The organism is Rathayibacter sp. AY1C4 (assembly GCF_002932195.1).
Lineage (GTDB): Bacteria > Actinomycetota > Actinomycetes > Actinomycetales > Microbacteriaceae > Rathayibacter.
In genome coordinates, this window is the sequence record NZ_PSWE01000030.1 from 1 (window position 1) to 25,953 (window position 25,953).

Here is a 25,953-nt window from a genome sequence, read left to right on the forward strand (position 1 = left end):
GAGCGGATCGACGTGCGCGGTACGCAACCCGCTCTGCGGAACGCGACCACCCTCCCCGGCCGACCGCGGCCGATCGACGACGCAGGAGGAGAGAGGCTCTTGAGCACCGCGCAACCGGCGATCCGCGTGTGAGCGGATCGTCGTGCGCGGTACGCGACCCGCTCTGCGGAACGCGACCACCCTCCTCGGCCGACCGCGGCCGATCGACGACGCAGGAGGAGAGTTGCTCTTGAGCACCGCGCAACCGGCGATCCGCGTGGGAGCGGATCGTCGTGCGCGGTACGCGACCCGCTCTTCCCATCGCGACCACCCTCCCCGGCCGACCGCGGCCGATCGACGACGCAGGAGGAGATCGGCTATGAGTGCAGCCGCAGCGCCGTCCAGAGCTCGGTGCGGGCGGAGACGTCGTCGAGGTCGAGGCCGAGGGCGCGCTCGACGGCGGTGATGCGGTTGCGGAGGGTGTGACGGTGCACGCCGAGGTCGCGGGCGGCGGTCTCCCAGGCGCCGTTGCGGCGGAGCCAGACGCGGGCGCTCTCGAGCAGCACGGCTCCCTCCGGGGTCAGCAGCGGTGCGAGCATCCGGCGGGCGAGCGGTGCGGCTCCGGCGGCGGCGAGGAGCCCGATCATCCCCTCGGCGGCGACGTCCTCGAAGCGGACCACCGTCCCGTCTCCCGTCCGCTCGGCGGCGCGCCGCGCCTCCTCGAGGCCCCGGTCCAGGTCCGACCAGCCGATCGGGGCGGAGGCGCCGGCGCTCGCGCCGTGCCGCTCCAGCACGGCGGTCAGCGGCTCGAGTCCGTCGGCGGCGGCCACGGCGACGAGCGAGCCGTCCCTCTCGGCGAAGAACAGGCGCGCGCCGTCCTCCTCCGCCACGACCTCCAGCTCGTCGAGGAGCGAGTCGCCGTGCACGGGCGCGCTCAGCACGACCACCCGCACGGGCTCGGCGGGCAGCGGGCTCCCCAGGCGCCGTGCGGTGCTCTCGGCGACGTCGAAGGCTCCCGCGGCCAGCAGCTCGAGCAGTCCGGAGCGCAGCTGCCGGCGGGAGGAGTCCAGCGCGCGCCGCTGCTCCAGCGCGATGCTCGCCAGGGCTATGACGCTCGCGACGAGGTCGCTGCCCGCCGGGTCCAGGGGCGTGCCGGTGCCCACGGCGAGCACCCCGCGCAGGTGGTCGCGGCGCCCGATCGTCTGCAGCGTCACTCCGCCGCCGTCGTCGAGTCGGAGTCCCGCTCGGCTGCCGCGGGTCAGGGCGTGCCTCGCGGCCGCGGCGACCGCCTCCTCCGCCGGCACGTCGAGCCGGGTGGGCAGGTGCACCCTCTGCCCGGCGGCGTCGTAGAGGGCGACCCAGCAGTCCAGCTGCCGCTCCAGCTCGGTGAGGATCGCCGCGAGCCCGTCCGGCCGCAGCGCCGCGCGGGCGACCCGCCGCTGCGCCTCGAGCGACCACTCCAGCCGCTCGCGCTGCTCCCGCGAGATCACGTCGGCGACGAAGCGGATGATCCCCATGAACGGAGTCAGGTCCGCCACCTCCAGCAGCGGCAGGCTCTGGCGCTCGCACGCCGTGACGAGAGCGGCGGGCACCTCGTCGTGCACGATGCGGGTGGCGAAGCCGAGCGCGCGGATGCCGCGGCCGCGCAGCCGGGCGACGTACTCCTCCGAGAACTCGGCGCTGTCGTGCCCGGTGAAGTGGACGCCGTCGGTCAGCAGCAGCTGGCCCGACTCGAGCCAGGGCGTCGGATCGACGAGGTCCGAGGAGTGCGCCCACACCAGAGGGGCATCGAGGTCGGCCTCGTCGTGGACGCCGGCGAGCACGCGGAGGCGGAAGGCCGGTTCGGCCAGAAGATCGCGGACGGTCGCGGGCATGCGCGGCTCCCTTCGACGTTCCGTCCATCGTAGGGTCCGCGGATCGACGGATCCGCACGCCCGCTCTCGAGGCGCGCGCGGCACGATGGAGACCATGACGTCCTCGACCGCCCCCACCGTCCGCGACAACGCCTCGGTCACCGCCGCCGACCGGTCCCGCGTGTTCCACTCCTGGTCGGCGCAGGGCGCGCTGAACCCGCTGCCGATCGCAGGCGGTCTCGGCGCCGAGGTCTGGGACGTCGACGGCACCCGCTACCTCGACTTCTCGAGCCAGCTCGTGAACGTCACCATCGGCTACCAGCACCCGAAGGTCGTCGCCGCCATCCAGGAGCAGGCGGGCGTCCTCACCACCGTCGGCCCGGCCTACGCGAACGAGACCCGCGCCGAGGCGGCCCGCCTGATCACCGAGCGGGCGCCCGAGGGCATGGAGAAGGTCTTCTTCACCAACGGCGGTGCGGACGCGAACGAGAACGCGATCCGCATGGCGCGGCTGTTCACCGGCCGCGACAAGGTCGTCTCGCTGTACCGCTCGTACCACGGCAACACGGGAGCGGCGATCGTCTCGACCGGCGACTGGCGCCGCATCCCGAACGAGTACTCCCGCGGGCACGTGCACGCCTTCGGGCCCTACCTGTACCGCAGCGAGTTCTGGGCCGAGAGCCTCGAGCAGGAGTGCGAGCGCGCCCTCCACCACCTCGAGCGCGTCGTGCAGGCGGAGGGGCCGGAGTCGATCGCCGCGTTCCTCCTCGAGACCATCCCCGGCACCGCCGGCGTGCTCACCCCGCCGCCCGGCTACCTCGCGGGTGTGCGCGAGATCGCCGACCGGTACGGCATCCAGCTGATCCTCGACGAGGTCATGGCGGGCTTCGGGCGCACGGGGGAGTGGTTCGCCTTCGACGCCTTCGACGTGCGCCCCGATCTGATCACCTTCGCGAAGGGCGTCAACTCCGGCTACGTCCCGATCGGCGGCGTCGTCATCTCGGATCCGATCGCCCACCACTTCGACGAGCGCGTCTTCCCCGGCGGTCTCACCTACTCGGGCCACCCGCTCGCCGCGGCCAGCGTCGTCGCGACGCTCGAGGCGATGGAGGAGGAGGGGATCGTCGACAACGCGCGCACCATCGGCTCGGAGCACCTGGCCCCCGGCCTGGCGGCGCTCGAGGCGAAGCACGACCTGATCGGCGAGGTCCGGGGCTCCGGAGTGTTCTGGGCCCTGGAGCTGGTCACCGACCGGGCCGCGCGCACCCCGCTGCCGGCGGCCTCCGTCGCCCGCCTCAAGACCGACCTGCTGTCTCACGGTCTCCTGCCCTTCACCGCCGACAACCGGATCCACGTGGTCCCGCCGGCCGTCATCACCCCCGCCGAGGTCGCCCGCGGCCTCGGCATCCTCGACGACGCCCTCACCGCCTTCAGCGGCTGACCGCACTCCGTTCCGCAGGCGGCGGCGTCCTCGCGAGGCGTATCCGGGGATCCGCGTTCCAGCGGATCCGCGTCGCCGTGCGCGACCCGCTCCTCGGGACCCGGCCGCGCGCTCGAGCCGACTGCGGGACGCCGCGCGGGGAGCGGCGTCCTCGCGAGGCGTATCCGGGGATCCGCGTTCCAGCGGATCCCCGTCGCCGTGCGCATCCCGCTCCTCGAGACCCGGCCCCGCGCTCGAGCCGACTGCGGGACGCCGCGCGGGGAGCGGCGTCCTTGCGAGGCGTATCCGGGGATCCGCGTTCCAGCGGATCCGCGTCGCCGTGCGCATCCCGCTCCTCGGGACCCGGCCCCGCGCTCGAGCCGACTGCGGGACGCCGCGCGGGGAGCGGCGTCCTAACCAGCGGCGTCCTCGCGAGGCGTATCCGGGGATCCGCGTTCCAGCGGATCCGCGTCGCCGTGCGCGTCCCGCTCCTCGGGACCCGGCAGCGCGCTGGAGCCGACTGCGGGACGCCGCGCGGGGAGCGGCGTTCTCGCGAGGCGTATCCGGGGATCCGCGTTCCAGCGGATCCGCGTCGCCGTGCGCGACCCGCTCCTCGGGACCCGGCCCCGCGCTGGAGCCGACTGCGGGACGCCGCGCGGGGAGCGGCGTCCTAACCAGTACTGTGCAAGGCGAACGCCGTCACGAACCCGAGCACCGCGTACAGCCCGGTGAGCACGTCGTCGCGGTCGAACGCCTCGGGGATCATCGTGTTCGAGATCATGGCGAGGATCGCGCCGGCGGCGACGGTCGTCACGAAGGCCACGACCGCGCCCGGTGCGGTGGCGAAGACCAGGAAGCCGACCAGCGCCGCGGCGGCCGAGATCGCGGCGATCCCGCCCCAGACGGTGAAGACGTAGCGGGCGGAGCGGCCGTCGGCCTTCATGCCGACCGTCGAGGACAGGCCCTCGGGGAGGTTCGAGATCGCGACCGCGGCGACGATGGGCACGCTGATCGCCGCTCCCGCTCCGCCCTGGGCGACCGAGAGGCCGAGCACGATCGATTCGGGGACCCCGTCGATCAGGGCGCCGGCCGCGATGGCCGCGCCTCCTCCTCCGCCCGACCCCTTCGCGCTCTTGCGGTTCCCCGCGCCGGCGCGGGTGAGCAGCGCGTCCGCGCCGACGAAGACGACGGCTCCCGCGAGCGTGCCGAGGATCGTCGGGAGCAGTCCTCCGTCGTCCGCCGCCTCCTGCACGAGCTCGTAGGCGAGCGCCGAGATCAGCACCCCTGCTCCGAACGCGGAGATCGCGGCGGTGAGCTTCGGGGGCACGCGCACGAACCAGGCGAGCGCGGCGCCGATCAGGAGGGTGGCGCCGCCGATCGCGCCGCTGGCGAGGGCGAGGGTCCAGGGAGGCACGGCTCCACCCTGGCACCGGCGGCGTCCCGTCGCGGCGGGCTTGACGGCGGCGCTCCGGCGGCGCTCGACCCGCCTCCGCCCGCCCCGACAGCTGTCGTGCAGGCGTCGGGCCGCGATGCCCGGCCGATCCTCGGCGATGGAGGGCCGCTCAGGCCGGGCGTCCCCGTAAACTGCCGGAATGGCGGAGTTCAGCGCGAGTGTTTTCCAGAACGAGTTCCTCTCGGACGGCGCCACCGACGTGCACGCCATCGTCACGGTGACCGCGTCCGGCACGGGGGTCGCCGGGTCCGACGGGGCCGCGGCCGAGATCATCATCGTGGACTGCTCCGGATCGATGACCGGCGAGAACATGACGGCCGCGAAGCGCGCCGCCGCCGTGGCCGTCGACCAGATCCTGGACGGCACCTTCTTCGCCGTCGTGGCCGGGTCCGAGCGCGCCGACCGCGCCTTCCCGTACCCCAACGCCACCGTCTCGATGGTGCGGATGGAGCCGGGGGCGCGAGCCGCGGCGAAGGAGGCGATCGGCTACCTCCAGGCCGACGGCGGCACCGCGATGGGCACCTGGCTGACCCTCGCCCGCCAGCTGTTCGCGACCGTGCCGGAGGCGACGCAGAGGCACGCGATCCTCCTCACCGACGGCAAGAACGAGCACGAGTCGCGGATGCAGCTGGACGCGGCGATCCGCGCGGCGTCGGGCGACTTCCAGTGCGACGTGCGCGGCGTCGGCTCCCGCTGGATCGTCGAGGAGGCGCGCACCATCGCGAGCGCCCTGCTGGGCACCGTGGGCCTGATCGCGAACCCGGCCGACATGGCGGCCGACTTCGAGTCGCTGATGCGGGCGTCGATGGGCCGGGGAGTCGCCAACGGCGAGCTCCGCGTCTGGACTCCGCAGGGCGCGCAGCTGCTCTTCGTCCGCCAGGTCGCTCCGAACCTCGAGGACCTCAGCTCCCGGCGGAACGCCGTGAACCCGCTCACCGGCGCCTACCCGACCGGCGCCTGGGGCGACGAGTCGCGGGAGTACCACGTGGCGGTCCGGGTCGCGTCGAAGCCGGTCGGCTCGGAGCAGCTCGCCGCGCGGGTGCAGCTCAGCGTGCGCGACGAGGTGGTCGCCTCCGCCCTGGTGAAGGCGCGCTGGACGGACGACTCCGCCCTGACCGCCCGCATCGACCCCGCCGTCGCCCACTACACCGGCCAGACCGAGCTCGCCTCGGCGATCCAGGACGGGCTCGCAGCCAAGGCGCGGGGCGACGAGGCGACCGCCACGGTCAAGCTCGGGCGGGCGGTGCAGCTCGCCTCCGTCACCGGGAACGACGAGGCGACCGCGAAGCTGCGGAAGGTCGTCGAGATCGACAACCCGAACGAGGGCACCGTGCGGCTCAAGCGGGGCGTGGACCGCCTCGACGAGATGGCGCTGGACACCGCGTCGACCAAGACCACGCGGGTGCGCAAGTGAGCTTCCGCTGCCCCGAGGGGCACACCTCGCAGTCCGGCGACTACTGCGACGTCTGCGGGGCGCCCATCGGTGCCGCTGCGGCCCCGTCGCCCGCTCCCGCCGCGCCGACCACCGCGATCCCGACCGGACCCTCGGTCTGCCCGCACTGCTCGTTCCCGAACGAGCCCGGCGCCCTGTTCTGCGAGAACTGCGGCTACGACTTCACGACCGGCTCCCTCCCCGAGGCCGATCCGTTCACCTCCTCCGGCGCCGTCCGCGCTCCGGGCGAGGTCGGCGGCTCCGCGACGCCGTCGGGGGACCCGGCCCAGCACCTGGGCGAGGCGCCCGCGCCGCAGGCCGATCCCGCGGCTCCGACCGAGCTGGTCCCGGAGCAGGAGGCCGGCTTCGACACCCCCGTCGCGACCGCGCCGCCCGCCGCTCCGCCGACCGAGGTGATCCCGGAGGCCCCTGCACCCGAGGCCGCAGCCCCCGACCCGGCACCCGGGGCCTCAGCGTCGGAGGAGGAGGCTGCGTCCGCGCCGGCCACCGGCTCCGCCCGCCCCGCCGCCGCCTCCGCGGACCCGGACCGCCCGTGGATCGCCGAGCTCTGGGTCGACCCGGAGTGGTACGCCGAGCAGCGCGCCGACGACCCCATGCCCTCGCCCGGCCCGCCCGCGACCGTCGTCCTCCGCGAGCGCACCCTGCTCGTCGGCCGCCCGTCCGTCTCCCGCGGCATCTCGCCGCAGGTGGACTGCGGCTCCGACTCCGGTGTCTCGCGGCGCCACTGCCAGCTGAGCACCGACGGCTACCGCTGGTGGGTCGAGGATCTGCAGTCGGCGAACGGCACGTACCTCGCCCCGGCCGGGGCGCCGCTCCCGCAGTCGCCGATCGCCGCCGGGCAGCGCCGCGAGGTCGAGGAGGGCGACCGGATCTACGTGGGCGCCTGGACGCGGATCGTGCTCCGTCCCGCGTTCCCGGGCGAGGCCTAGGGACCCGCGTCCGAACGGTCAGCGACCGACGAGCGCTCCGAGCATCCACGACAGTGCCGCGATCGCGCCGACGCCGACCACGCTCGAGCCGATGATCACGGAGCGCCGGATCCGTGCCGCGCGCGAGTCCGAGGCGGTCGGCGCGCCCGAAGCCGAGCCCGTCGTCATCCCGCCGCGGAGCCGGTGCGCGACGTCGTCGGCGGTCGGCCGCTTCTCCGGGTCCCGCTGCGTCATCGAGGTCAGCAGCGCCCGCCACTCCGCCGGCAGGGTGTCGGGCACGGAGGGGCTGCGGTGGAGGCGGGCGATCGCCGCCTCGAGGACGGTGCCCGAGTACTCCCGATGACCGGTGATCGCCTCGAGGAGGACCAGGCCGAGGGAGAAGACGTCGCTCGCTCCGCTGATCGGCTCGCCCGCGACCTGCTCCGGGCTGACGAAGCTCGCGGTGCCGATCACGACGCCGTCGCTGGTCAGGCGGGAGCCGTCCATGAAGTGGGCCACGCCGAAGTCGGTGAGCTTGGCGGTGCGGGCGTAGCCGCTGGAGGCGATCTCGCTGACCAGGATGTTCGCAGGCTTCACGTCACGGTGCACGACGCCGCGCTCGTGCAGGTAGGCCAGGGCCTCGGCGAGCTGCGTGCCGATCGCCGCGACCTCCGCCGCCGGGAGGGGGCCGGACTCGAGCCGCGCCTCCATCGTGGGGTCGGCGACGAGCTCCATCACGACGTAGCGGCGGACCTCGCCGCCGAAGTTGTGCAGCCCCGCGTCGAAGAGGTTGACGATGCCCGGGTGGGCGAAGGAGCTCAGCATCCGCACCTCGCGCTCCTGGCGGGCCACGTCCTCGGGGTTCGAGGCCTCCGCGCGGAACACCTTCACGGCGACCTCGCGCTGCACGGTCTCGTCGCGGGCCCGGTAGACCGAGCCCATCCCGCCGGAGCCGATGCGCTCGATCAGGTAGTAGCGGCCGGCCACCTTCTGCTGGGCGGCGTTCGCGGCGACGGTACTCATGGCGATCCCGCCTTCCGCTCGAACGGTGCGCTCCGGAGCGCACGAGGTGGGCGCCTGCGACGACGGTACCGCGGGGCGGCGCCGGCCGGGTCGGCGGAACGGGGGGATTGACACTCCCGGCCCCGGACGGGGGGACGAATGGCCGCTCAGCGCACCGATCCGCACCCCCCCCCCGCCGCGGGGTCAGCGGAGGCCGCTGCGCGCGAAGCCCTGCACGAAGTAGCGCTGGAACACCAGGAACAGCACCACCATCGGCACGACGTTCACCAGGGCGAACGCCATGGTCGCTCCGTAGTCGCTGCCGAACTGCCCCTGGAGGAAGAGCAGCCCGATCGGGAGCGTGAAGAGCGCGTTCTCCTTCAGGGCGATGAGCGGCCAGGCGAAGTCGTTCCAGGAGCCGAGCAGCGACATGAAGAAGAGCACGGCGATGAGCGGCTTCGAGAGGGGGAGGACGATGGCCGTGAACACGCGGAAGTGCCCGGCGCCGTCGATCCGGGCCGCCTCGATCAGGTCCCGCGGGATCGCGAGGATGAACTGCCGCGCCAGGAACAGCCCGAACGCCGATGCCGCCGTCGGCAGGATCACCGCCCAGTAGCTCCCGTAGAGGCCGAGGTCGGTGACGAGCCGGAACAGCGCCACCATGATCACCTGCACGGGCAGGGTGAGCGTCGACAGAGCCAGGAGGAAGAGCACGCCGGATCCGCGGAACCGCAGCTGCGCGAAGGCGTAGCCGCCGAGCAGGTTGATCGTCACGGTGATCAAAGCGGTGACCAGGCTGATCGCGAGGGAGTTGCCGAACCAGGTCGCCACGGGGAACGACGAGAACACGCGCTCGAAGTTCACCAGCGTCAGCTCGCGCGGCCAGAGGCGGAGGGTGCCGCCGAGCAGCTCGGACCGCGAGGAGAACGCGACGACGACCATCCAGTACAGCGGGAAGACGATGACCACCGAGACGGCGAGGGCGAGGGCGAGGCGGAGCAGGCGCGAGGTGCGCGAGGTGCGGATCATTCGACGAGGTCCCTCGAGCGGTTGGTGCGCCACTGCACGGCGGTGAAGATCATGGTCAGGATCAGCAGCACGATGCCGATGGCTGCGGCGTAGCCCTGGTCGCGGGTGACGAACCCGGTGTCGTAGGCGTAGGTCACGAGCACCGAGGTCGCGTTCTGCGGTCCGCCGCCGGTGAGCACGAAGACGATGTCGAACACCTGGAACGAGTAGATGACGTTGAGGATGAGCAAGAAGAACGACGACGGGCCGACCAGCGGCAGCGTCACGTGGCGGAACTGCTGCCACGCGTTCGCTCCGTCGAGCCGGGCCGCCTCGTAGAGCGCCGGGTTCACCCCCTGCAGCCCCGCCAGGTAGATGAGCATGTTGAAGCCGGTGCGCCACCACAGGGTGACGAGCACCACGGAGGCGAAGGCGGCCGCTCCGCCGGACTGCCAGGCGATGCGGGGGAGGCCGATCGTCTGGAGCATGCCGTCGAGCACGCCGCTGTTCTCGTCGAAGATCAGCACGCCCATCAGCGCCGTCGCCACGCCGGAGACCGCCATCGGCAGGATGAGGATGCTGCGGAACACCGGACGCGCGGGCAGCACCGAGTTCATCAGCACCGCCGCGCCGAGGCCCAGCGCCATCGAGAGCGGGGTCACGATCAGGGTGAACAGCGCCGTGTTCAGCGTCGAGCGCCAGAAGAGGCCGTCGCCGAGCAGCCGCGCGTAGTTGTCGAGCCCGACGAAGACGCCGTCGCCGAAGCCGTTCGTGCGCTGGAAGCCGATCAGGAACGCGCCGCCCAGGGGGACGAACACGAACAGGCCGAGCATCAGCAGGTTCGGCGCGAGGAACGCGTAGGCGGCCGCCGTCTCGCGGGCGGGGGCGCGGGAGGTGCGCCGGGGGCGGGCGGTCACCGCCTCCGGCGCGAGGACCGACCGGCTCACTGCGTCGCGGCCGCGATGCCGGAGGTGAGGTCGGCGATGGTGTCCTCGGTGCTGCGCCCGCCGACGAAGGCCTGCTCCAGCTGCTCCTTGAGCACCGTGATGATCGCGGCCATGTCGGGCGAGGCGACCTGCGCCGAGTCGGACGCCTGGACGGTGCCCGCCTGGCCGAGGAACACCTCGGCGAGCTCGGGGCGTACGGCGAACTCGATGCCCGACTCCGTGAGGTCGCGACGGGTGGGGAGGAGGGAGGCGCCGGCGCAGAAGTCGCGCATCGCCTCCTCCTCCGTCACGAACGCGAGGAAGGAGGCGGCCAGCTCCGGGTTCTTCGCGGCCTTGGTCGCGACGAGGGCGTTGCCGCCGAAGTCGCCGCCTCCGCGCACGTTGCGCGGGGAGTAGGTGGCGCCCCACTCGAAGTCGAGGGTGGAGTCGGCGTCGGGGATGAGGAACGCGCCGGCGAAGGTCATCGCGGTGGTCTGCGAGTACCAGAGGTCGCTGGCGTAGGTGGTCGCCTGCACGGAGCTGCTCGGCGGCACGAGGCCGTCGGTGAAGAAGCTGCGGCTGAAGTCGATCGCGGCGCGGCCGGCGGCGGAGTCGATCGCGGGCCCGGACAGGTCCTCGGTGAGGAAGCGGCCGTCGGCCTGGAAGAGCAGGCTCAGCCAGCGGGTGACGCCGTTGCCCTGCCAGTTGTAGGCGAAGGGGTAGCGCTCGGCGGGGAGCGAGGCGCGCAGCTTCCGCCCGACCTCGGTGAACTCCTCCCAGGTCCACGCCTCCTCGGGCGAGGAGGGGAAGGAGGTGACGCCCGCGTCGGCCAGCACCTGCGTGTTGTAGAGGATCAGCGAGGTGTCGGTGTGGTGGGGGACGCCGAAGGGGCTCCCGCCGCTCTGCACCGCGGCCCAGGCCGGATCGGTGAACCGCTCGGCGACGTCGGAGTCGAGGAAGCCCGACAGGTCCAGGAGCTGGTCGCGGCCGGCGTAGCTGCCGAACGTGTAGTACGGGACCCGGAAGACGTCCGGCGGGTTCCCCGCCTGCAGCTGCGCGTCGATGTTGGTGAACATCTGCTCGTACGGGACCGCGTTGAGGGTCACGGTGGCGCCGGCGTTCGCCGACTGGAACGCGTCGATCGCGCGCTGGAAGCCGGCCAGCTCGGCGTCGGTGCCCCAGGTGGTGAAGGTGAGGGTGTCGCTGCCGGCGCTCGCCGCGGGGCCCGCGGGGGCGAAGCCGCAGCCGGAGAGGACCGGGACGGAGGCGGCGACGCCGAGGGCTCCGAGGAAGCGGCGGCGGTCGAGGACCGCGCGTCCGAGCTGCGAGAGGTCGAGAGCCCCCGAGGGGAGCCCCTTGCTGGTCAGGCCCATGACGGCCTCCTTCCGGGGGCCAGCGGCAGGCTCCCGGGGGCAGGCTATTCCGGCAGGGCCGCGGGAATCGCGGCTGGACGGATCGGCCGATCCATGAGAGGAGCGGCCGATCCGCGCGGCGGGCGTTCAGCCGCGGCGGCCGAGCATCCCCTCGAACGAGCCGTCGAGCGCCCACGGGTCGGGCGTGGAGCCCGAGCGGGAGGAGCGGGCGGCTTGATCGGCCAGCTCGCGTCCGGCGCGCTCGATGCGCGAGGGCAGCGCCCGTCCGTCCTCGGTCGCGCCGCCCCAGTCGTCCGTCGCCGCGAACACGGTGGTCGCGAGGGGCGCCGCGTGCAGGTAGGTGAAGAGCGGGCGCATCGCGTAGTCGACGGCCAGGGAGTGGCGGGGGGACCCGCCCGTGGCCGCCAGCAGCACGGGCAGGCCGCGCAGCGCCTCCGTGTCGAGCACGTCGACGAACGACTTGAAGAGCCCGCTGTAGCTGGTGGTGAAGATCGGCGTCACGGCGATCAGGCCGTCGGCGCCGGCGACCGCGTCGAGCGCGGTCTGCAGAGCGGGGCTCGCGAAGCCGGTGAGGAGGTTGTTCGTGACGTCGTGCGCGAGGTCGCGCAGCTCCACGACGCTCCGCTCGACGGCGAAGCCCTGCTCGGCGAGGGAGGACTCGGCGGCGTCGGCCAGGCGGTCGGCGAGCAGCCGGGTCGAGGACGGCTGGCGGAGGCCGGCCGAGAGGACGGTGATCCTGCGGGTGTCCATGGAGAGCTCCTGACTAGACGGTGACGGGCTCGGCCGCGGGCTGCGCGTCGCGCGCGGCCACGAGGGAGGCGTGGGTGGGGGCGTCGGGCACGTGCGAGGGGCGGCCCTCGGCGAAGCCCGCGCGGAGGGCGGGGAGGATCTCGCCGAGCATGTCCATCTGCTCCAGGACGGTCTTCAGCGGGAGTCCCGCGTGGTCCATCAGGAAGAGCTGGCGCTGGTAGTCGCCGACGTACTCGCGGAAGCCGAGAGTGCGGTCGATGATCTGCTGCGGGGAGCCGACGGTGAGCGGGGTCTGCTCCGTGAAGTCCTCGAGCGAGGGGCCGTGGCCGTAGACGGGGGCGTTGTCGAAGTAGGGGCGGAACTGCGAGACCGCGTCCTGCGAGTTCTTCGCCAGGAAGATCTGCCCGCCGAGGCCGACGATCGCCTGGTCGGCGGTCCCGTGGCCGTAGTGCTCGAAGCGCTGGCGGTAGAGCTGCACCATCTTCTGGGTGTGCGAGGCGGGCCAGAAGATGTGGTTCGCGAAGAAGCCGTCGCCGTAGTAGGCGGCCTGCTCGGCGATCTGCGGGGAGCGGATCGATCCGTGCCACACGAACGGCGCGACGCCGTCGAGGGGGCGCGGGGTCGACTGGAAGCCCTGGAGGGGCGTGCGGAACTGGCCCTCCCAGTCGACGAAGTCCTCGGTCCACAGGCGGTGCAGCAGGTCGTAGTTCTCGATCGTCAGCTCGATGCCGCGGCGGATGTCCTTGCCGAACCACGGGTAGACGGGGCCGGTGTTGCCGCGGCCGAGCATCAGGTCGACGCGGCCGCCGGCGAGGTGCTGGAGCATCGCGTAGTCCTCGGCGAGCTTCACGGGGTCGTTCGTGGTGATGAGGGCCATCGCGGTGGAGAGCGTGATCCTCTCGGTCTTCGCCGCGAGGTAGCCGAGCGTGGTGGTGGGGGAGGAGGACCAGAACGGCGGGTTGTGGTGCTCGCCCAGGGCGAAGACGTCGAGGCCGATCTCCTCCGCCTTCAGCGCGATCGCGAGGGTCGCCTGGATCTTCTCGGACTCGGACGGGGTCCGTCCGGTCGTGGGGTCGGTCGTGATGTCGCTGACCGTGAAGATGCCGAACTGCATCAGGCGCTCCTTCTGTCCTCCGGCCCGGTGGGGCCTGGTCCATGCGTTTGCATGTACATCCTCATTCAACCACGTGCGGCCGGATCTATTCCCGTGGATCCCCGGGCCTCCGCCGGGCTGTCGGAGGACCGGCGCCGGTGCCGTGCCCGGACGTCGCCGACCCGCCCCGCTCGCCCCGCGGCCGCCCGAAACATCCCCGCAATACGCCCCGCACTAGAGTCGTGCCATGGGTGACCTCTTCGACGGATACGGGTCCCAGAAGGTCGAGCGGCCCGACACGGGCGCCACCCCCTGGGACGAGATGTTCGCCGACGTGGCGTCGACCGGAGGCCCCGACGGGGTCCGCGGCGCCTATCGCGACATCTACTCCTCGCTCGCGCGGATGACCCAGGAGGAGCTGCGCGGCCGCACCGACGCGCTCGCCTCCTCCTACCTCGCGCAGGGCGTCACCTTCGACTTCGCGGGGGAGGAGCGGCCGTTCCCGCTCGACGCCGTCCCCCGGGTGATCGAGCGCGCCGAGTGGAACGAGGTGCAGACCGGCATCAAGCAGCGGGTCCGTGCTCTCGAGGCGTTCCTCGCCGACGTCTACGGCCCGCAGAACGCCGTGGCCGACGGCGTCATCCCCGCCGGGCTCATCTCGAGCTCCAGCCACTTCCACCGGCAGGCCGCGGGCATCGTCCCCGCGAACGGCGTGCGGATCCAGGTGTCCGGGATCGACCTGATCCGCGACGAGAAGGGCGGCTGGCGGGTCCTCGAGGACAACGTCCGCGTGCCCTCCGGCGTCTCCTACGTCATCTCGAACCGCCGGGTGATGGCGCAGACGCTGCCCGAGCTGTTCGTCTCGATGCGGGTGCGCCCGGTCGGCGACTACCCGAACAAGCTGCTGCAGGCACTGCGCGCCTCCGCCCCCGACGGCGTCGACGACCCGACCGTGGTCGTGCTCACCCCGGGCGTCTACAACTCCGCCTACTTCGAGCACACCCTCCTCGCCCGCCTCATGGGCGTCGAGCTGGTCGAGGGCCGCGACCTGTTCTGCACGGGCGGCAAGGTGTTCATGCGCACCACCTCCGGCCCGACCCGGGTCGACGTGATCTACCGCCGCGTGGACGACGAGTTCCTCGATCCGCTGCAGTTCCGCGCCGACTCGATGCTCGGCTCACCCGGGCTGATGCTCGCGGCCCGGCTCGGGAACGTCACGATCGCCAACGCGGTCGGCAACGGCGTCGCCGACGACAAGCTCGTCTACACGTACCTGCCCGACCTCATCCGCTACTACCTCTCGGAGGAGCCGGTGATCAAGAACGTCGACACGTGGCGCCTGGAGGATCCGGGAGCGCTCGAGGAGGTGCTCGACCGCCTCGACGAGCTCGTCGTGAAGCCGGTCGACGGCTCCGGCGGCAAGGGCCTGGTCGTCGGGCCGGCCGCCTCGGCGAAGGAGCTCGCGGAGCTGCGCTCCCGCCTCCAGGCCGACCCGCGCGGCTGGATCGCGCAGCCGGTCGTGCAGCTCTCCACCATCCCCACTCTCGTCGACGACGGGATGCGCCCCCGGCACGCCGACCTGCGGCCCTTCGCCGTGAACGACGGCACCGACGTCTGGGTGCTGCCCGGCGGCCTGACCCGCGTCGCCCTCCCGGAGGGGCAGCTCGTCGTCAACTCGTCGCAGGGCGGCGGATCGAAGGACACCTGGGTGGTCGGCCTCGAGGAGGCGCGCAGCGCCGAGCCCGAGGCGCGCGACATCCAGGCGCTCGTCGCCGAGCAGGCCGCTGTCACCAGCTCCATCCCGATCGTCTACCCGCTCAACCACACGCCCGACCACTCGCCGCAGGACGCGCCGAACACCGACCAGGACCAGCAGCAGCAGCAGCAGACGCTCGCGGCGGGGGAGGACGACTGATGCTCTCCCGGATCGCCGAGTCGCTGTTCTGGATCGGCCGCTACATCGAGCGGTCCGACGGCACCGCCCGCATCCTCGACGTCCACCTCCAGCTCCTGCTCGAGGACCCGTGGATCGACGAGGACACGGCCTGCCGCTCGCTCCTGTCGGTGATGGGCTCGACCCCGCCGGACGACATGCGCGAGATCACCCGCGCCGACGTGCTGGCGATCCTCGCGATCGACCGCACGAACCCCGCCTCGATCGCCTACTCGCTCGGCGCGGCCCGCGAGAACGCCCGCCGGGCGCGCGAGATCGTCTCGACCGAGCTCTGGGAGTGCCTCAACACCACGCGCACCCGGATGCCGCGCCGCGTCTCGGGCGAGCGGGTGTCGGAGTTCTTCAGCTGGGTGAGGGAGCGCTCCGCCCTCGCCGTCGGCATCATCGAGTCGGCGACCTCGCGCGACGAGGCCTGGCAGTTCTTCACCCTCGGCCGCTCGATCGAGCGCGCCGACATGACCGCCCGCCTGCTCGCCACCCGCTCGCTGACCGAGGCGAGCGGCCCCTCCTGGACCACGATCCTCCGCTCCTGCGGCGCCTACGAGGCGTACCTGCGCACCTACCGGGGCGTGCCGAGCGCGCGGAACGCCGCCGAGTTCCTCCTCCTGGACCGGCTGTTCCCGCGCTCGATCCTCTTCTCGGTCTCGCGGGCGGAGGCGTGCATGCGCGACATCGAGCCGCGCACCGGCCGCATCGGCCACTCCGGCGACGCGCAGCGCGTCCTCGGGCGGATCCGCAGCGAGCTGGAGTTCCGGCCGATCACCGACATCCTCGAGGACCTGCCGCGGCACATGGACAGCGTGCAGGAGGCGACCTCGGCCGCATCCGAGGCGATCCGCCAGCGGTACTTCCCCACCAACGTCATGCCGAGCTGGATCGGGGAGGCGCTGTGAGCAGGCTGCGCATCAGGCACACCACGGGCTTCACCTACGCGGGGGACGTGGTCGCGTCCTACAACGAGGCGCGGATGCTCCCCGCCTCCTCGGACGGGCAGCTGGTGCTGTTCTCGAACCTCGACATCCGGCCGGTGACCTCGGTGCACGCCTACACCGACTACTGGGGCACCCGCGTCTCGTCGTTCGACGTGCTCGACGCCCACCGCGAGCTCTCGCTGACGGCGACCTCGCTCGTCGAGATCCGGCCGAAGCAGCACCCCGACCACCCGACCGGGTGGGATCAGCTGTCCGAGCAGGTCGAGACGCGCACCGAGTACGTGGAGCAGTCGAAGCAGACCCACCGCACCGCGCCGCCGGAGGACCTCTCGGCGATGGCGCGCTCGCTCGCGGACGAGGCGGCCGGGCCGTGCGAGGCCGCGCTCACGATAGCCGAGACGATCGGCCGGGCGATGACCTACCGGCAGGGCGTCACCGGCGTGCACTCCACCGCGACGGAGTCGTGGACCGCGCGCGAGGGCGTCTGCCAGGACATCACGCACATCGTCCTCGGGGCGCTGCGCTCGGTGGGCATCCCGGCGCGCTACGTCTCGGGCTACCTGCACCCCAAGCCGCACGCGGAGATCGGCGAGACCGTGGTGGGGGAGTCGCACGCCTGGGTCGAGTGGTTCTGCGGAGGAGCGTGGCGCGGCTACGACCCGACGAACCTGATCGACATCGGCGACCGCCACGTCATCGTCGGCCGGGGGCGCGACTACAACGACATCGCGCCGTTGCGCGGGGTGTTCGCCGGGCCCCGCTCGTCGAAGCTCTTCGTCCGCGTCGAGATCACCCGCGAGGCCTGAGGGCGGGTGGCCGACGCGCCCGGCGTCGGGGAGGATCCGTCGAGCGGGCGGTCCGCGGATCCGCCCCGGCGCGCGGACCGGCTGACGGAGCCTAGGCGCGGGGGCGCAGCAGGGGGACACCGCCGGTGGCGGGCAGGGCCTCCGGCTCGGGGGCCGCGAGCCGGGCGGCGTGGCGCAGGCGGAGGTGGAAGGCGAGTCCGATGGCGGCCGCCGCGATCCCGGAGGCGGCGCCGACCAGCATCGCCTGGCGCGGACCGTAGGCGTTCGCGACCCAGCCGATCAGCGGCGCGCCGATCGGAGTGCCGCCGACGAAGATCGCCATGTACAGCGCCATGACCCGGCCCCGCATCTGGGGGGCGGTCGAGAGCTGCACGTAGCCGTTGGCCGAGGTCATCAGCGTCTGCGCCGCGATGCCGACGAAGGGGAGCAGGATCGCGAACGCCCAGACCGTCGGCATGACGCCGGCCAGCGCGAGCGCGACGCCGAACGCCGCGGAGGCGCCGACGATGAGCCGGAGCCTCGGGCGGTCGCGGCGAGCCGAGAGGAGCGCTCCCAGCACCGAGCCGACGGCGATGGCGGAGGAGAGCAGGCCGAACTCGCTCGCCCCCATGTCGAACTCGACGGTCGCCATCGTCGAGGCGAAGATCGGGAAGTTCAGGCCGAAGGTGCCGATCAGGGACACGATCGCGAGCACCACGAGGATGTCCGGCCGCTTCGACACGTAGCGGAACCCCTCCAGCAGCGCACCCGGGCCGCGCGTGGCGCGCGGGGCGCTGCGGAGCTGGTCGCGGTGGAGTGCGCGCAGCGAGAGCAGGACGGCGAGGAAGCTCGCGGCGTTGAGGAGGAAGACCCAGCCGGAGCCGACCGCGGCGATGAGCACGCCCGCGAGGGCCGGTCCGATCATCCGCGCCGAATTGAAGGAGGCCGAGTTCAGCGAGACGGCGTTGGTGAGGTCGCGCTCCTCGACCAGCGCCGACACGAACGTCTGGCGCACGGGCGCGTCGATCGCCGCGGCGAAGCCGAGCAGCAGGGCGAAGAGGTAGACCATCCAGAGCTGGACGACCCCGGTCACGACGATGAGTCCCAGGCCGAGCCCGAGTGCGCCCATCGCGCCCTGGGTGGCCATCAGGAGCTTCCGCCGGTCGAAGCGGTCGGCGATGAAGCCGGAGAAGGGGACCATCACGAGCTGCGGTCCGAACTGCAGCGCCATGGTCACGCCGAGCGCCGTCGCGTCGTGGTCGGTCAGGTCGTTGATCACGATCCAGTCCTGGGCCGTGCGCTGCATCCAGGTGCCGACGTTCGAGACCATCGCGCCCGCGAACCAGATGCGGTAGTTCGGCACGGCGAGGGAGCGGAACATCGCGCTCATCGGTCGGCCACCGCGCGCAGGACCGCCGCCGCGTCGTGGAGCAGGCGCAGGTCCTCGGGAGGGAGCTCCTCGAGGCGCGCCACGAGCCAGGCGTCGCGGCTGCGGCGCACGTCGAGCACCAGTGCGGTGCCGGCCGGGGTGGGGCGGATGCGGGTGACGCGGCCGTCGGCGGGGTCGGCCAGGCGCTCCGCGAGTCCTTCGTCGACCAGGCAGCCGACCGTGCGGGTCATCGAGGGCGGGCGGACCCGCTCCGCCTCGGCCAGCTCGCCGAGGGTCTTGGCGCCCTCGCGGTGCAGGAGTGCGAGCACGCTGAACTGCGGATCGCTGAGCTCGTGCTGGGCCTTCTCCTGCCGGAGCCGCCGTCCGAGCCGGCCGACCGCTGCCCGCACCTCGCCCGCGAGGGAGGTCAGCGGGAGATCGGTCTGCAGGGTCTCGGTCGATGGCACATAGTTAGCCTAACAAAAGAACTGCCGCTCAGGCGGAGGTCCGCGCGGTCCGCACCGCTCCGATGCTCGCGGCGACCACGAGCGCGATCCCGACGGCCTCGACGGCGCTGAGGCGCTGACCGAGCACGAGGAAGCCCGAGAGCGCGGCCGCCCCGGGGGAGAGCGACATCAGGATCGAGAAGGTGGAGGAGCGCAGGCGCCGCAGCGCCAGCAGCTCCAGCGCGTAGGGCACCGCGGAGGAGAGCACCGCCACGGCGAGCCCGAGGAGCAGCACCGGCGGCACCACCAGGGCGGGCCCGGCGGAGGCGAGGCCGAACGGCAGCGACACGATCGCGCCGGCCGCCAGCGCCAGCGCGAGCCCGTCGATCCCCTGGAACCGCCCGCCGGTGCGGCCGGCGAAGACGATGTACGCGGCCCAGAGCACTGCGGCCCCCAGCGCGAAGCCGACGCCGACCGGGTCCAGCGCCGAGAACCCGCCCTGCGACAGGGTCACCACCCCGGCCAGCGCGAGCACCGCCCAGACCAGGCTCAGCACGCTCCTCCCGGCGATCACCGAGAGCGTCAGCGGCCCGAGGACCTCGAGGGTGACGGCGGCGCCCTGCGGGATCCGGGCGATGGCCTCGTAGTAGCAGGCGTTCATCCCGCCGAGGGCGAGACCGTAGGCGGCGACAGTGGCCCAGTCGCTCCGGCTGTGGCCGCGCAGCCGCGGACGGCAGACCAGGAGCAGCACGACGGCCGAGAACACCAGCCGGAGCGTGACGGTGCCGATCGGCCCCGCGGCGGGGAAGAGCAGCACGGCGAAGGAGGCGCCCAGCTGCACGCTCGCGACCGACCCGAGCACCAGGCCGATCGAGCCCGCGCTCGCCGGGCGCCGCTCCGGAGCGGCCGCTGCGCTCAGCTGGAGCGCCGCTGCGTCTGGACGGGCGGGACGTTGTATCCGAGCAGGCCGACGCCGGTCGCGTCCCAGCGCAGCGTGGTCAGCGAGACGTTGTCGACCACCGGGAAGGTGTGCCGATAGGTCTCGGGGTTGATGCCGAGGTAGGCGCACAGCAGGAGGCGGATGAGCGTGCCGTGCGCGACGACGAGCACGCGGCCGTCGGGGTGCTCGCGGTGGATGCGGGCGAGGGAGGTGTTCGCGCGGGCGACGGCGTCGAGGCCGGACTCGCCGCCGGGCATCGGCTGGATGGCCGGCGCCGCGACCCACGCGTGGTACTCGTCCGGGAAGCGCTTCTCCATCTCGTCGGTGGTCAGCCCCTCGCCGCGGCCGAAGTCGACCTCGACCAGGGCCGGGTCGGGCTGCAGCTCGAGGTGGGCCGCCCGCGCGGCGGGCACGGCGGTGCGCACGGCCCGGACCAGGGTGGAGGAGTACACCGCCTCGAGGTCGGCGTCGACGGCCCAGGCGGCCAGAGTCGCCGCCTGGTCCTGGCCCCGGGGGGTCAGCGCGATGTCGGAGGAGCCCGCGAAGCGGTTCTCGGAGTGCCAGACAGTCTCTCCGTGCCGGGCGAGGATCAGGGTCGTCACCCCCTGAGCCTACCGACCGCGCGGGCCCGCGGGCCCCGCGCTCAGGCGGCGGGGACGCCGTAGTGCGCGTCGACCATCACCGGGAGGTGGTCCGAGACGCCCTGGGGCAGCGTGGAGACCCGCTCGATCCGCACGGAGTCGCTGATCGCGAAGTCGAAGTGGCCGCTGAAGTAGCGGTAGCGCGCGTAGGTGGGGGAGTCGCTCCGCGAGACCAGGTAGCCGTTCCGGGTCATCCGGCGGTCGAGTCCGCGGAAGAACCACGGGTAGTTGTAGTCGCCGACCATCAGGGAGGGGGTGTCCGGCGCGTACTCGCGCAGCCGGTTGAGCGCCTCGTCGATCTGCTTGCGGCGCAGGGCGTTGCCGGCCGAGAGCGGGGCGGCGTGGAAGGAGGAGACCGCGATCGATCCGCCGTCGCGGTCGTCGAGGCGGACGGCCAGCAGGCGCTCGTGAGCGGGGGACATCACCCGGTCGTGCATGGACTTGCTGAGCTCGAACGCGGCGCTGCCGGAGAGCTCGAAGCGGTCCTGCGAGTAGTAGACGGCAAGGCCCAGGCGGTTGCGGGCCGTGACGGACGCGAGCCGGAGCGAGCCCACCTCCTGCGGCAGCTTCGTGGTGTCGCACTCCTGCAGGCACAGGACGTCGATGTCGTGGCGGGCGGCGAGGGGGGCGATCTCGGCGTGCGCTCGGTGCTCCCGGAGGTTGTAGGAGATCACGCGGAGGGCGCGTTCGGTCGGCTGCATTTCGCCAGTGTAGGGCGCGCCGACCGAGCGCCGGCCGACCCTCCGGCGAACACGGAGGGACCTCCTCGGAACGCGGTCGGAACGTTCGCCGACCGGCCGGGGAGGTCCCTCGCGGAGCCGTGTCAGTGCTGCTCGGTGCCCGAGGCGTCGGTCTCGGCGTCGGTGCCGTGGACGCCGTCGGTGGGGCCCCAGTCGGGCAGCGGGGGGTTCTGCTCCTCGCCGTCGGCGCCGACGCCGTCGGCCAGGGGGGAGGCCGCGCCGCCGACCTCGTCGAGGCCCGCGGAGGTGCCGGTCTCGGTGGCGGGGTCGGGCGTGCGGGCGCCGTCGGTCGTGTCGGTGGGGGTGGGCTCGATGTCGTAGTCGGAGCTGCTCATGTCCCGACGCTACGACTCCGCCGCCCGCGGGGGCACCCCCTTGCGCTCCCGCGAACGACGGAGGCCCCCCGCACCGGGAAGGTGCGAGGGGCCTCCGAAGGGGAGTGCTCAGCGTCCGTAGGCGGAGGCGGCGGGGCAGTCGAACGGGTCGCCGCCGGCCGACAGGCCGACCTTGTTGAGGTAGCGGACGACGATCGCGTACGACTCCATCAGCGAGGTCTCGGTGTAGGGGATCTGGTGGGTGGTGCAGTACTCCTTGGCGATGACCTGCGCACGGCGCAGCGCCGGGCGGGGCATGTTCGGGAAGAGGTGGTGCTCCACCTGGTAGTTCAGTCCGCCCATGTAGAGGTCGGTGAACCAGGTGCTGCGGATGCTGCGCGAGGTGAGGACCTGGCGGCGGAGGAAGTCGACGCGCGCCTCCTTCGGCAGCAGCGGCATGCCCTTGTGGTTCGGCGCGAACGAGGCGCCCATGTAGAGGCCGAAGACGCCCAGCTGCACGCCGACGAAGGCGAACGCCATGCCGAGGGGGAGGGCCCAGAAGACGACGGCGAGGTAGAGGCCGACGCGGGTGACGAGCATGGTGATCTCGACCCAGCGCTTGTCGACCTTGCCCTTGCCGAACACGGTGCGGAAGCCGTGCAGGTGCAGGTTGAGGCCCTCGAGCAGCAGGAGCGGGAAGAACGCGTAGCCCTGGCGACGGGTGAGCCAGGCGTAGAGGCCGCGCGAGCGGGCCGCGTCCTCGGCGGTGAAGGAGACGACGTCGCGCTCGATGTCCGGGTCCTTGCCCAGCACGTTGGGGTTCGCGTGGTGGCGGCTGTGCTTGGTCATCCACCAGGAGTAGCTGATGCCGACGAAGAGGTTCGCGAGGGTGCGACCGGCGACGTCGTTGGCCTTGCCGGACTCGAACACCTGGCGGTGCGAGGCCTCGTGGGCGAGGAAGGCGAACTGCGTCAGCACGATGCCGAGGGCGGCGGCGAGCAGGAGCTGGAACCAGGAGTCGCCCAGCAGGACGAAGCCGGTGACGATGCCGCCGAGCGCGAGGACCAGCGCGCCGAACATCGTGTAGTAGAAGCCGGTGCGGCGGCGGAGGAGCCCCGCGTCGCGGACCGTGCTGAGGAGACCGGAGTACTCGGTCGTCGGGTTGACGCGGCCGTCGGCGCGCGGACGGGTGCGGACGACGCGGGGGGCGCCTCCGGTGACGGACGTGGTGGTGGGGGTGCTCATCGGCGCCTCGCTCTTCGTGGTGACCGTCGGCGTCGACGGTCTCTCGGTGAGCGATCCCGACGGGGGCGGTCCGCTCATGGTTCACCGCGTCGGTAGGGGCCGGACGCGGCATCAGGGCGACCGGGGTCAAGGGCAACCTGGTGTGAACACTACGGGGACGGCGGCGGCACCGCACCATGGCGATTGCCAGCCTTCGCTCCGCGCGTGTCGAGAAGGGGAGTGCGCCTCCGGCGGGACCGCCGGAGGCGCACGGGCTCAGGAGCCGATCGAGTCCTGCGGGCGGCCGGACTTGAGCGCGGCGAGGCGCGCCTCCACCTCGGTCATCTCGCCGAGGTCCTCGAGCGACTCGAACTGCGCGTCCAGGCTCGAGGAGGCGAGCTCCTCCGCGCCGCGGACGCGCGCCTCCTCGCGGCGGATCTTCTGCTCGAAGCGGCTCACCTCGCTCGTCGGGTCCATCAGGTCGATGCTCTTCACGGCGTCCTGGACCTGGCTCTGCGCCTCGACGGTCTTCGAGCGCGCGATCAGCTCGTCGCGCTTGCTCGAGAGCTGCTGCAGCTTCTCGCGCATCTGGTTCAGGCCCGTCTTGAGCTTGTCGACGACCTCGGTCTGCGAGGCGATGGTCGGCTCGGCGTCCTTCGCCTCCTTCTCGGACTGGATCTGGCGCTGCAGAGCGACCTTGGCCAGCGCGTCGAACTTGTCGGCGTCGCCGGCGCTCCCGCCGGTGCGCAGCTCGTCGGCCTTGCGGCTCGCGGCGAGGGCCTTGCCGCCCCACTCCTGGGCGTTCTGCACGTCCTCGCGGTAGTCGTCCTCGAGCAGGCGCAGGTTGCCGATCGTGGTGGCTATCGCCGCCTCGGCGTCGCGGATGCTGTCGGTGTAGTCGCGGACCATCTGGTCGAGCATCTTCTGCGGGTCCTCGGCCTGGTCGAGGAGCGCGTTGATGTTGGCCTTCGCGAGCTGCGCGATGCGGCCGAAGATCGACTGTCTCTGTGCCATGGGTGTCTCTCCTTGCGTCGTGGGTGGTGCCGGATGTCGGAGGTGGTGCCGGAGTCGTGGGGGAGGTGGTGGTCGTCGGTCGTGCGCGGATGCCCGGGGGCGCTCAGAAGCGCCCGCCGCCGCCGCGTCGTCCGCCTCCGCCGCTGCTGCGCCCGCCGCCGAAGCCGCCGCCGCCGGAGCGCCGGGACGAGCCGCCTCCGCCGAAGCCGCCGCTGAACCCGCCTCCGCCGAAGCCGCCCGAGCGGTAGCCGCTGCGGCGTCCGCCTCCCAGGAGCGACTCGACCAGGATCCCGCCGAGGAACGCGCCGGTCGTGTCGCCTCCGTAGGGGCTGCCGACGGCGTTCGGGGCGGAGTAGGAGCCGGCGTCGGCCCGCGCCCGCTCGAGCGCCTGCTGGGCGAGCTGCGAAGCGCGCTGGGCGGAGGCGAGAGCCTCGCGGGGGTCGATGGCGGCGATGCGCTCGGCGTACTCGGCCGAGCGGGCGGCCTCGGCGACGCGGGTGCGCGCCTCCGAGCCGACCGCGCCGCGGCGGGCCGCGATGAAGTCCTCGGCGGCCGAGACGCGGCTGCGGGCGGAGGTGAGCTCGGCGCCGAGGGCGGCCCGCTCGCGCTCGCGCTGGGCCTGCGCGTCGCGGAACCCGCCGACGGCGGCGTCGATCGTGGCGTCGGCGGCGGTGAGCGCCTCGAGCAGGGCGAGCGGGTCGTTCGGCCGCACGGAGGTGGCGCGCTCGACGTCGTCGAGGGCGGCCTCGGTCGAGGCGACCGCCGCGGCGACGTTCTGCGCCTGGGCGGCGGACTCCGCGTCCTGGGAGGCGGCGAGCGCTCGTCCCTGCGCCACGTCGGCGCGGATCTCGGCGATGCGGCCGGCGAGCGACGCCTCCGCCTTCTGCAGCTCGTCGCCGCGCGTCGCCACCGCGTCGACGAGCCCGGAGGCCTGCTCGGCGGCCTGCTGCCCGGCGCGCAGCAGCACGGCGGCGCGGCCGGAGTCGCCGGCCTGCAGCGCCTGCTGGGCGCCGGCGAGCTGGTCGCGGGTGAAGCGGAGGCGGTCCTCGGCCTGGTCGGCGTCGTCGCCCACGTCGTCGATCGCGGTCGGCGCGTAGCGGGAGGCGAGCTCGGCGAGGCGGGCGCGGGCCGAGGGGAGGCGGTCGCCGACCTCGGCGGCGCGAGCCGAGAGCGCGGCGGCGACCTGCGGCGCGTTCTTCTCGAGGTCGCGCAGCTCCTCGAACGCACTCGCGCGCTCGTCGAGCGTCTGCTCGGCGTCGGCGCAGAGCTGGAGGATGCGCTGGTAGCCGTCGCGGCGCTCCTGATCGGTCTCCGGCTCGGCGTCGTCGAGGCGCTGCTGCAGGGTGAAGGCCTCGCCGAGCAGGCGCTTCGCGGTGACGAGCGCCTCGCGGAACGCGCCGGTCGCGTCGGCGCCGAACTGGGCCTCGGCGAAGCCGACCTCCTGCTCGCTGGTGCGGACGGCGTCGTCGGCGTGGACGAGGGCCGACCCGGCACGGGTGGCGAGCTCGTCGATCGAGGCCTCCACCGCCTCCTGGGCGCGGCGCTTCTGCGCGCGGCGGACGAGCAGCAGCACCACGAGGCCGACCACGACGAGGGCCGCGAGCACGCCGAGCGCGACCAGCAGCCCCGAGCCGAGGGACTCGCCGGCGCTGGGCGCGTCGAGGCGCTGTCCGATCCCGTCGGCGGCGGCCACCGCGGCTCCGGCCCAGTCGCTGTCGGCGAGCCTCGGCTCGATGTCGTCGGACTGGAGCGAGGAGACCTGCGCGTCGTCGAGGGCGAAGCCCTGCGCGACCGACACCTGGTACTGGCGGGCGTCGACCGCGACGGCCAGGAGGACGTCGTCGGTGCCCAGTCCGTTGCGGGTCGCGGTCTCGTCCGCCCACGCGGCGCGGTCGGACGGATCCGTGAAGGAGTCGACGAAGGCGACGAACAGCTGCACGCGGTGCTGGTCGTAGAGGGCCCGCGAGGCCTGCTCGATCTCGGCGGTCTCTCCGGAGCTCAGCACCCCGACCGAGTCGAGGACGGTGGAGGAGGAGAAGGAGACGGGCGATTCGGCCGTCGCCGCGGTCGCGGGGACCAGCGCGAGGACCGCGGCGATCAGGAGGGCCGCGAGCGCCGGCAGCAGCCGGGAGCTCACGGGGTGGTGGGGTCTCGCCGGCATCGCGCACACTCCTTCGTCGTCGCCTCCCGAGTGTAGACAGCCCGGATGTCCGAGCAGGAGTCGGGAGGCGGCAGGCCGTCGACCGCGTGCCCGGGGCGCGGGGGATGGGAGAACGCCGGGAGGAGGAATGACCGTGCTCCGCTCGCGGTTGCCGACCGGAGTGCGCCGCAGGTGCACGTGCCTCCCCCCTCAGGGCAGCCCCTGAGACAGCTCCG

Annotated in this window: 23 protein-coding genes; 6 read left to right on the forward strand and 17 right to left on the reverse strand. The window is 73.1% G+C overall.

Going from position 1 to position 25,953, the window contains the following annotated elements:
• Nucleotides 1-356: 356 nt before the first annotated feature.
• Nucleotides 357-1,853, reverse strand: a complete 1,497-nt coding sequence (locus C5C99_RS13760; protein WP_181074619.1) for a PucR family transcriptional regulator — start codon at nucleotides 1,851-1,853, stop codon at nucleotides 357-359.
• 94 nt (nucleotides 1,854-1,947) lie between these two features.
• Between C5C99_RS13760 and C5C99_RS13765 the strand changes: the two genes are divergently transcribed.
• The gene (locus C5C99_RS13765; RefSeq protein ID WP_104319147.1) at nucleotides 1,948-3,273 is read left to right on the forward strand and encodes an aspartate aminotransferase family protein; all 1,326 of its coding nucleotides are present in this window, start codon (nucleotides 1,948-1,950) and stop codon (nucleotides 3,271-3,273) included.
• Nucleotides 3,274-3,922: 649 nt separating this feature from the next.
• On the opposite strand, the gene C5C99_RS13770 is transcribed toward C5C99_RS13765, so the two are convergent.
• The gene (locus C5C99_RS13770; protein WP_104340241.1) at nucleotides 3,923-4,666 is read right to left on the reverse strand and encodes a ZIP family metal transporter; all 744 of its coding nucleotides are present in this window, start codon (nucleotides 4,664-4,666) and stop codon (nucleotides 3,923-3,925) included.
• 178 nt (nucleotides 4,667-4,844) lie between these two features.
• Here C5C99_RS13770 and C5C99_RS13775 point away from each other — a divergent pair, with 178 nt between their 5' ends.
• Nucleotides 4,845-6,119 carry a VWA domain-containing protein gene (locus tag C5C99_RS13775; RefSeq protein WP_104238603.1) on the forward strand — a complete coding sequence of 425 codons (1,275 nt, stop codon included), beginning with the start codon at nucleotides 4,845-4,847 and terminating at the stop codon, nucleotides 6,117-6,119.
• On the forward strand, nucleotides 6,116-7,087 hold the full coding sequence (locus C5C99_RS13780) for an FHA domain-containing protein (RefSeq protein ID WP_104258100.1): 972 nt from the start codon (nucleotides 6,116-6,118) through the stop codon (nucleotides 7,085-7,087). Before C5C99_RS13775 ends, C5C99_RS13780 begins: the two co-directional genes overlap by 4 nt.
• A gap of 18 nt (nucleotides 7,088-7,105) precedes the next feature.
• Here the strand turns inward: C5C99_RS13780 and C5C99_RS13785 are convergent, their stop codons facing one another.
• The 6 genes from C5C99_RS13785 to C5C99_RS13810 all read right to left on the reverse strand — a co-directional run bounded on the left by C5C99_RS13785 (nucleotide 7,106) and on the right by C5C99_RS13810 (nucleotide 13,239).
• A complete protein-coding gene (locus C5C99_RS13785) occupies nucleotides 7,106-8,089 on the reverse strand; it encodes a serine/threonine-protein kinase (RefSeq protein ID WP_104340242.1) in 984 nt (327 codons plus the stop codon).
• 183 nt (nucleotides 8,090-8,272) lie between these two features.
• Complete coding sequence (locus C5C99_RS13790) at nucleotides 8,273-9,097, reverse strand: carbohydrate ABC transporter permease (RefSeq protein WP_104233145.1); 825 nt, start codon at nucleotides 9,095-9,097, stop codon at nucleotides 8,273-8,275.
• Nucleotides 9,094-9,993 carry a carbohydrate ABC transporter permease gene (locus C5C99_RS13795; protein ID WP_244229482.1) on the reverse strand — a complete coding sequence of 300 codons (900 nt, stop codon included), beginning with the start codon at nucleotides 9,991-9,993 and terminating at the stop codon, nucleotides 9,094-9,096. The genes C5C99_RS13790 and C5C99_RS13795 overlap by 4 nt, the downstream gene beginning before the upstream one ends.
• 26 nt (nucleotides 9,994-10,019) lie before the next feature.
• On the reverse strand, nucleotides 10,020-11,375 hold the full coding sequence (locus C5C99_RS13800) for a sugar ABC transporter substrate-binding protein (protein ID WP_104340243.1): 1,356 nt from the start codon (nucleotides 11,373-11,375) through the stop codon (nucleotides 10,020-10,022).
• 126 nt (nucleotides 11,376-11,501) lie between these two features.
• Nucleotides 11,502-12,125, reverse strand: coding sequence for an FMN reductase (locus tag C5C99_RS13805; protein ID WP_104223848.1), 624 nt, complete (start codon nucleotides 12,123-12,125; stop codon nucleotides 11,502-11,504).
• A 13-nt stretch (nucleotides 12,126-12,138) separates the two neighbouring features.
• Nucleotides 12,139-13,239, reverse strand: a complete 1,101-nt coding sequence (locus C5C99_RS13810) for an LLM class flavin-dependent oxidoreductase (RefSeq protein WP_104223849.1) — start codon at nucleotides 13,237-13,239, stop codon at nucleotides 12,139-12,141.
• Nucleotides 13,240-13,465: 226 nt separating this feature from the next.
• Here C5C99_RS13810 and C5C99_RS13815 point away from each other — a divergent pair, with 226 nt between their 5' ends.
• The 3 genes from C5C99_RS13815 to C5C99_RS13825 are packed head-to-tail and all read left to right on the forward strand — an operon-like array spanning nucleotide 13,466 to nucleotide 16,910.
• Nucleotides 13,466-15,133 (forward strand): circularly permuted type 2 ATP-grasp protein, encoded by a 1,668-nt coding sequence (locus tag C5C99_RS13815; RefSeq protein ID WP_104340244.1) that lies wholly within the window; start codon nucleotides 13,466-13,468, stop codon nucleotides 15,131-15,133.
• Nucleotides 15,133-16,065 carry an alpha-E domain-containing protein gene (locus C5C99_RS13820; protein ID WP_104223851.1) on the forward strand — a complete coding sequence of 311 codons (933 nt, stop codon included), beginning with the start codon at nucleotides 15,133-15,135 and terminating at the stop codon, nucleotides 16,063-16,065. The genes C5C99_RS13815 and C5C99_RS13820 overlap by 1 nt, the downstream gene beginning before the upstream one ends.
• Nucleotides 16,062-16,910 carry a transglutaminase family protein gene (locus C5C99_RS13825; protein WP_104256498.1) on the forward strand — a complete coding sequence of 283 codons (849 nt, stop codon included), beginning with the start codon at nucleotides 16,062-16,064 and terminating at the stop codon, nucleotides 16,908-16,910. Before C5C99_RS13820 ends, C5C99_RS13825 begins: the two co-directional genes overlap by 4 nt.
• Nucleotides 16,911-17,001: 91 nt before the next feature.
• Here the strand turns inward: C5C99_RS13825 and C5C99_RS13830 are convergent, their stop codons facing one another.
• The 9 genes from C5C99_RS13830 to C5C99_RS13870 form a co-directional block, all read right to left on the reverse strand.
• Nucleotides 17,002-18,279, reverse strand: a complete 1,278-nt coding sequence (locus C5C99_RS13830; RefSeq protein WP_104340245.1) for an MFS transporter — start codon at nucleotides 18,277-18,279, stop codon at nucleotides 17,002-17,004.
• Complete coding sequence (locus C5C99_RS13835) at nucleotides 18,276-18,725, reverse strand: MarR family winged helix-turn-helix transcriptional regulator (protein ID WP_258063705.1); 450 nt, start codon at nucleotides 18,723-18,725, stop codon at nucleotides 18,276-18,278. Before C5C99_RS13835 ends, C5C99_RS13830 begins: the two co-directional genes overlap by 4 nt.
• 28 nt (nucleotides 18,726-18,753) lie before the next feature.
• A complete protein-coding gene (locus C5C99_RS13840) occupies nucleotides 18,754-19,566 on the reverse strand; it encodes a DMT family transporter (RefSeq protein ID WP_244229480.1) in 813 nt (270 codons plus the stop codon).
• Nucleotides 19,567-19,619: 53 nt separating this feature from the next.
• Nucleotides 19,620-20,246, reverse strand: coding sequence for a histidine phosphatase family protein (locus C5C99_RS13845; protein WP_104223854.1), 627 nt, complete (start codon nucleotides 20,244-20,246; stop codon nucleotides 19,620-19,622).
• A gap of 41 nt (nucleotides 20,247-20,287) precedes the next feature.
• A complete protein-coding gene (locus C5C99_RS13850) occupies nucleotides 20,288-20,986 on the reverse strand; it encodes an endonuclease/exonuclease/phosphatase family protein (protein WP_104223855.1) in 699 nt (232 codons plus the stop codon).
• A gap of 122 nt (nucleotides 20,987-21,108) precedes the next feature.
• Nucleotides 21,109-21,360, reverse strand: a complete 252-nt coding sequence (locus tag C5C99_RS13855; protein ID WP_104246865.1) for a hypothetical protein — start codon at nucleotides 21,358-21,360, stop codon at nucleotides 21,109-21,111.
• 108 nt (nucleotides 21,361-21,468) lie between these two features.
• Nucleotides 21,469-22,584 (reverse strand): acyl-CoA desaturase, encoded by a 1,116-nt coding sequence (locus C5C99_RS13860; protein WP_104226226.1) that lies wholly within the window; start codon nucleotides 22,582-22,584, stop codon nucleotides 21,469-21,471.
• Nucleotides 22,585-22,839: 255 nt separating this feature from the next.
• Complete coding sequence (locus tag C5C99_RS13865) at nucleotides 22,840-23,577, reverse strand: PspA/IM30 family protein (RefSeq protein ID WP_104273526.1); 738 nt, start codon at nucleotides 23,575-23,577, stop codon at nucleotides 22,840-22,842.
• A 103-nt stretch (nucleotides 23,578-23,680) separates the two neighbouring features.
• Complete coding sequence (locus C5C99_RS13870; protein ID WP_104340246.1) at nucleotides 23,681-25,738, reverse strand: TPM domain-containing protein; 2,058 nt, start codon at nucleotides 25,736-25,738, stop codon at nucleotides 23,681-23,683.
• Nucleotides 25,739-25,953 lie beyond the last annotated feature (215 nt).